Annotated in this window: 8 protein-coding genes and 1 pseudogene; 1 reads left to right on the top strand and 8 read right to left on the bottom strand. The window is 35.5% G+C overall.

The genetic code is table 11. The annotated features are described in order from the left end of the window. On the top strand, positions 1-215 hold a 215-nt coding region (locus GSY74_RS05465; RefSeq protein ID WP_223157473.1), incomplete at its 5' end, for an IS1 family transposase. 29 nt (positions 216-244) lie between these two features. On the opposite strand, the gene GSY74_RS05460 is transcribed toward GSY74_RS05465, so the two are convergent. The 8 genes and pseudogenes from GSY74_RS05460 to GSY74_RS05425 form a co-directional block, all read right to left on the bottom strand. Then, a complete protein-coding gene (locus GSY74_RS05460; protein ID WP_164664094.1) occupies positions 245-1,735 on the bottom strand; it encodes a BatD family protein in 1,491 nt (496 codons plus the stop codon). Beyond that, positions 1,716-2,441, bottom strand: a complete 726-nt coding sequence (locus GSY74_RS05455) for a tetratricopeptide repeat protein (RefSeq protein WP_164664093.1) — start codon at positions 2,439-2,441, stop codon at positions 1,716-1,718. Before GSY74_RS05455 ends, GSY74_RS05460 begins: the two co-directional genes overlap by 20 nt. Positions 2,442-2,457: 16 nt before the next feature. After that, positions 2,458-3,432, bottom strand: coding sequence for a VWA domain-containing protein (locus GSY74_RS05450; RefSeq protein ID WP_164664092.1), 975 nt, complete (start codon positions 3,430-3,432; stop codon positions 2,458-2,460). Positions 3,433-3,451: 19 nt separating this feature from the next. Beyond that, positions 3,452-3,931, bottom strand: coding sequence for a hypothetical protein (locus GSY74_RS05445; protein WP_164664091.1), 480 nt, complete (start codon positions 3,929-3,931; stop codon positions 3,452-3,454). After that, positions 3,928-4,257, bottom strand: coding sequence for a UPF0175 family protein (locus tag GSY74_RS05440; protein WP_164664090.1), 330 nt, complete (start codon positions 4,255-4,257; stop codon positions 3,928-3,930). The genes GSY74_RS05445 and GSY74_RS05440 overlap by 4 nt, the downstream gene beginning before the upstream one ends. A 56-nt stretch (positions 4,258-4,313) precedes the next feature. After that, the gene (locus GSY74_RS05435) at positions 4,314-5,234 is read right to left on the bottom strand and encodes a VWA domain-containing protein (protein WP_164664089.1); all 921 of its coding nucleotides are present in this window, start codon (positions 5,232-5,234) and stop codon (positions 4,314-4,316) included. Then, the gene (locus GSY74_RS05430) at positions 5,221-5,619 is read right to left on the bottom strand and encodes a hypothetical protein (protein WP_164664088.1); all 399 of its coding nucleotides are present in this window, start codon (positions 5,617-5,619) and stop codon (positions 5,221-5,223) included. Before GSY74_RS05430 ends, GSY74_RS05435 begins: the two co-directional genes overlap by 14 nt. Continuing rightward, a pseudogene (locus GSY74_RS05425) lies at positions 5,616-6,422 on the bottom strand (recombinase RecF); the annotation flags it as partial. The gene GSY74_RS05430 and the pseudogene GSY74_RS05425, both read right to left, overlap by 4 nt.

Below are 6,422 nucleotides of genomic sequence, written 5' to 3'. Positions count from 1 at the left end.
CAGATAATTGGTGTTCATACAGTAAAAACCTAGATGAAAACAAGCATGAAATTGGAAAGAGAAATACGCAAACAATTGAGAGAAAAAATCTTACTTTAAGAACAAGAGTTAATAGACTTACACGAAAAACTATCTGTTTCTCTAAGTCTATCAAAATGCATGATATTGTTATTGGTCTCTTGATTAATATTTTGGATTTTGGACTTTTGTTATAATGAAAAATTATATCAACGGAATTGGTGCACTACCTTCTCTCTTTAGGTTGATACTTCTCTAACAATCTTTTCAATTCATCTTTATCAATATTGACCTTTTTACCCTGTTTGGCATCGTATAATTTTCGTACCATCTCCTCCACCTCGGCACTCTCTCCCATCTTAGGATAGAGAATATCCAACGCTTCATCTCGACTCATAGAGAATTTAGGTCTAAACTTACCAAAAGCAAAAGAGGGAAGATACCTCTGCCCCACAATAGTAGCAACAATACCCAAAATAAATGCCCCAAAAAGCATAAACCAAGAGGGTACATTCCAATTTACACTATAAGTAGAGTTCTGTTTTGGCTCACTACTATCATCTATATCCACTTTATTTTTAGTATAGACAGCAGGTGCGATAGACTCTTTTGAGGCTCCTTTGACTTTGATTTTATACTCTTTTGTCTTTAGCTCGTTTATCTCTCCTGTTTTATAGTTATAGGCACGAATAGTCCGAGAGGGGATAGTGAAATCATGGTCAGAGATAAAAACAAACTGTTTGGTATAACGACTACGCAACTCTTTTCCAACCAACTTATTATCTATTTTTGCATCATCGCTATAGATAGTCACCCCTGCAAGGTCAAACTCCATACCCTCATAATCATCCAAACTACCCTCACCATGTAAGACAATCTTTAGATTAACAGGCTTGTTTGCCTCTACCTCTTTGCTATCTACACTATCATCTAAACTATAGCTCCCCACAATATCAAAATCGCCATCAGGTTTTTTTATCTTGACTAGAGGAGAGGCAGAGATAAGACTACTCCATTTTGCTGTGTCTGAAAACCATAAACCTCTCCTCCCTGAACTCACTGCTATTTTCGCACGAGCGGGGTCGAGCCTCACATCTCCATCCTGCTTTGCAATTAGGAGATACCGAAGTTCCATATAAGTATACTGCCCCTTATTGTAATTCCTCTGCTTACCTATCATCTTGCTAAAGAAACCTTTGAACTTGGGTTGATGATACTCAATATCCAAGACATTGATATTCATCTTCTGCCTAAACTTCACAGTAACAATAATCGGTTCACCTACAAAAGCCTCTGTTTTACTCAACTCCATATCCAGAGTAAAATTCTCTGATGTTACGGTTCTCTTTTTCTCTTGATTGACGCTTATCTCTATAGGCTCACTAGACTCGACCTTTCCATCTACCTTAACCTGAAAAGAGGGAATCGTCATATTTTGCTCTGGCACAAACTCCAACATCAGAGACTCCGTCACCTCCATCTTTGCTCTACCATTGACCGAAGTAAAAGAGGAGCCACTCCTACGACTAGAGTTTATAACCTGAACACCACCAACCGAAGAGATATTGGGTAGACTTTTGATATCCTCACCCACCACCGAGATGGTCAAAACAACACTATCACCAGGGAAAACCTCATCACTATCCACTTGTGCCTCTACAGTACCTGCATTGAGCAGAGCAGAGAACAGAAATATACTACCAAGGATTTGTTTCACTATCTCTCTCCTGTTTATTTGGTTTTGTCTGATACATCATTGTTGGCATCTTCTTCTCATTTAGTTTTTTCATCAATCGTTTTAACTCTTTTTTTGTCAATTTCTCTTGAGGTGTCATCTCCTCTTTTTTCTCTGCATCCTCTGCCTGTTGCTCATTGGACTTCTTCTTATCTGACTTCTCTTTCTCTTCACCTTTTTTCTTATCTTGCTCTTTTTTATCCTCTTTATCTTTTTGCTCTTCTTTCTTCTTTCCATCCTCTTTTTTGTCGTCTTGTTTTTTATCTTCGTTCTTCTTCTTCTCTTGCTCTTTTTTCTTTTTTGCCTCTTTTTCCCTCTTTGCAAGTTCAAGATTGAATCTTGTATCCTCATCATCACAAATCTTCAAAGCCTCTTCATAAGAGACAATAGCAGAGTCCAAATCACCCTTTTTAAAATGAACATTCCCCATATTATGCTTACGAGTAGCCTCATCTATCCCCTCTGCTTTTTTATAAGACTCCAAGGCATTATCATAAGACCCTGCCTTATAGTGAGCATTAGCCTCATCATACGCCACAACTGGGTCATCTCTCTCCAGTGATTTAAAGAGCTTTGCACTCTTGCGATACTCCCCTTTTTCATAAGCCTCATTTGCTTTATCTATAGTCTGAAAAGGCAATATATCAGCAGATAGTACCACAGGTAATATTAAATAGAGTATTTTCAATTTTGTATCCTTATTTTTATATTCTATTTTCTCTTCGAGGCAGAGAGCTAAACCCAATCAACAAAAACAGAAGCCCAATCCCAAGAGGATAATAGAAATACTCCTCTCTATCATGAATCGTAATCTCCCCCTGCTCCCTATTTTGATGGTGAGACTTTATAATCTCCACAAGCTTTTTGATACTACCACTTCCACTACTAGCCACCACAAATGCACCATCACTATCCAGAGCCACTTCACCCAAACCATCATTTCGTTGAGTAATGGCAATCTTGCCCTCTCTATCTTTAATAGGTTTCCCTTTTGCATCAATCACAGGCGCACCCTCTTTGGTTCCAACAAGCACAACATAGAGAGCAATATTTTCCGACTTGATTATATCTGCAAACTCCTCCAACTCCTTTTTATCACCACCATCAGAAAAGAGTATCAGAATCTTTGGTTTTTTCTTCTCTAGTAAATCAACTGCAAAATTGCCTAAAGCTCTAAAATCTGTGGAAGCCATATTGATATACTCATCAGTAACTCCATCAACTATCTGTGTGAGTGTCCCCTTATCAGACGAAAATGGAGCCAACACAAAAGCACTATGAGCAAAAGCGATAACACTTAGCTCATCCGTTGGCATCTCCTCAAACAGAGCGACCATCTTCTTTTTGGCAAACTCCAACCTATTGGGATATATATCTTTTGAACGCATAGAGCCTGATATATCTAGTGCCACCACAGCACTTAGCCCCTCTAGTGTTACCTTTTTATCCCCGTGGTCGATAACAGGTCTAGCCATAGCAACTATCATAAAGAACACAGCCAATATCATAATAAGATTACGAATAACCAAAGGCAGAGAGTCATCACCTGCACTCAACCTTGCCAGAACTTTCTCATCAAAAATCTGCAAAAAATTGTCTTTGTGGGTTAAAATCAGATAGGTAAAGATAGCCAAAGGGATAACCATAACCCAAAAAAATTGGGGATTTACAAAACTCATTATCTATTAATCTCCTTTACTAATAATTATAAATCAAATCTTTTAAACCCTGAGAGAGTCTAAAATCATTTGCTTCTATATCTTCTATAATCTCTATAGCTTTTTCTTTTAAAATAATATCACTTTTTAAAAGTTGCAAAATAATACCAACTAAACCGATAATGGGAACCCCTATAGATTTAGCCATACTTCTACCTTTTCGCTCATCTATAATTAAAGGAAGTTCTAACTTTTTAGCCAAGGCTATAGATTCAGATTCTCCTGCATCCAATCTTTTTATGAGCATTTCATATAGTTCATCATGCTCTATAGATTGAAGTTGTAATTTTTTACTACAGAGATAGTAATCTATTTTTTGTTTATGATTAAATTTATAAGTAATCTCATTATAAACCTCATCTGTAATTATCATCTCATCAAAAAGTTTAAATAGAAAAGAGAAGTTTTCTGTATCTAACAGTGTGATTAAAGTAGAACTATCTGCAATGACTATCTTCATAGATTTTCAAAAACCTTTAACTCATCGAGTACATCAGATGGTTCATAATCAATAGTTGGCATATTTAAAGCTATAAACATTTTACGAAGTTTCTCTTTTTTTACATCAAGAAATTGAGCCAATTTCCCAAATGAGATTTCGCCTTTATTGTAAAGGTCAAAAAATAGTAGCTCTTTAATACTTTGATTAACCATTGAGTCAGTCAAAGCTATAGTAACACCTATTGGCTTTCCATGTTTTGTCACAAAAACAGAATTTCCTTCTTCTAAATGAGCTGTCATTGTCGCAGGATTATTTTTTAAATCTCGTATACTTACACTTTTCATTACAAGCTCTCCTTTTTAATAGTTTAACTACGATATGTAGGAATATTATATCTAAATTAATCTGATTTACCTCTCATATTCTTAAAATATATAAACAACAGAAGAGAAATAATAGAGATAAAGAGTGGAAAAATATAAAGATAGGTATGCTTCACAAACTTCTTATCCTCTATCTTACTAGCCTCTAGCTCATCAATTTTTGCATATATCTGACTCAACATCTCTGCATTTCTTGCTCCATACGCTTGACCTTTTCCTGCATCTGCTAACTCTTTGAGATACCTACCGTCATAGTCTTGATTGGTTCCTATTCCAATGGTATAGAGTTTCACAGGACTTTTTTCTATCAAACTTTTTATATCCGCTAGTGGAACTCTGCTCATATTATCTATCCCATCAGTTAACAAAATAGCAATCTTAGATTTAGCCTTAGAGTTGGACAACATATTATAAGTCTGAGCCAAAGAGTCATTGATAGCTGTTCGTTTTCCTGCCACACCAAGCCTCTGCATTGCAATAATATCTTGCAAAAACTTCTTCTCAAAAGTAAGAGGCGAGGCGATAAATGCAATATCTGCAAAGGTCACAAGACCAATCCTATCTTGGGTTCTCTTAGAGACAAAATCAGAAGCAACTTCTTTGACCACCTCAAACTTGTTTTTTCTCATATTATTCACATCAAACCGTGCCTGTCTCATCGACTCACTAGCATCAATAATCAGAACAATATCTCGCCCATCTCGTTTGGAGTTGCTATACTCTTTGGTAATCACAGGTGAAGCCAATGCTATTATTGCAGTGATTATCCCAAGCCATTTCAAGATGACGATAAGAGAACTTCTCCTACTACTAACCAAAAGAGATTCCAAGTGTGGGAAGTAGATACTTCGCCCCTTTACCTTGCAAAACTTGGCACAGACCACAAAAACCAATATCAGGGCAAACACCCAAGGATATTCAAAATTAAATTGACTCATCTATCACATGCACCAAAAGATTATACTGTTTTAAAGTTTCACTATCCACTTTGGGAACCTCTTTTCTATATTTGTACGACTCCAACATAGGAACAAGTTCTCTATAAATATCCTTGCTTCTATCATCTAAAGACAACTCTCTGCCAAGATAAGTTACAGCATAGGCAGACTCTTTTGGACTCTCCCAGTTGACCTCTTTTAGCTTTTTGAAATAGAGTTTTCTCATATCTTTTTTTCGATTTAGCCAGAACTTTCTTGCTAGGAAAAAGATTACTCCTAACAATATAAGTCCTATAAAAATCAGAAATCCGATATAGAGGTAGTAACTCATGTCTGGTATCTCTAGTAGGGGTTTTATGTCTCTTAGTTCGTCGGTTTTGTTCATAGTTCGTACTCTAACTTATTTAAGCTTAAAATTATATCTTCAAGCTCTCTTCTATAGACATTAATATCATGATAATGCGAAGCAGGATTTAAAACAATACTTCTATATGTTTTTAACTCCTCCAATACGGCAATGATATTTTGGTTTGTATCATCTTTCTCATTCTCAAATCTAACACCATTCTGCAAAAGCCCATTTAGGTCTAACTGCTTACAGTTTCTGTTGACAAGCCTGTCTGTTGGTAAAAACTTACACAATAGTTTTTCTGTATATTGTCTAAGCAGATTAGCACTACAATCATAGTTCTTTTTATACTTTTGTAGTTTGGCTTGTTCTAATAGTGTGTTGGATTTTTTCAAGAAAGGTATCTCATAACCCTCATCACTTTCATCTACATATATCTCATAAGCTCTCCAACTCATTTTGTCTTTAAAGATTTCAAAGAGGGCTTTGTCGTGAGTAAAAAAGAAGATTTGAAAATCACTAAAATACTCTTTTAGTAGAGTTATCAAACTAAGTCTATTGCTCATATCTAATGAGATAAACAAATCATCTAAAATCAGAAGTTTTAGACTGTTATTCTCCAGTTTATCCGAAACATTTCGTATAATTGCAAAATGTATAGCAATCGCTAAAGCTGACAGTTTAGCCTCATTTAAAAAACGGTGATAGGTATTCAAATCATTATTCATAAAATCTATTTTTACATTAACAATAAACTCGACTTTGCCATCTTCTGTAAACTCTTTATCAAAAAAGAACTCTTTAATATAGAATTTTTTATTAAATTTATTTAGATACAT

Source organism: Sulfurovum sp. bin170 (genome assembly GCF_010892395.1).
Lineage (GTDB): Bacteria > Campylobacterota > Campylobacteria > Campylobacterales > Sulfurovaceae > UBA1140.
The sequence above is the reverse complement of the archived record's forward strand: the minus strand, read 5'-3'. Positions and strand labels throughout refer to the sequence as shown.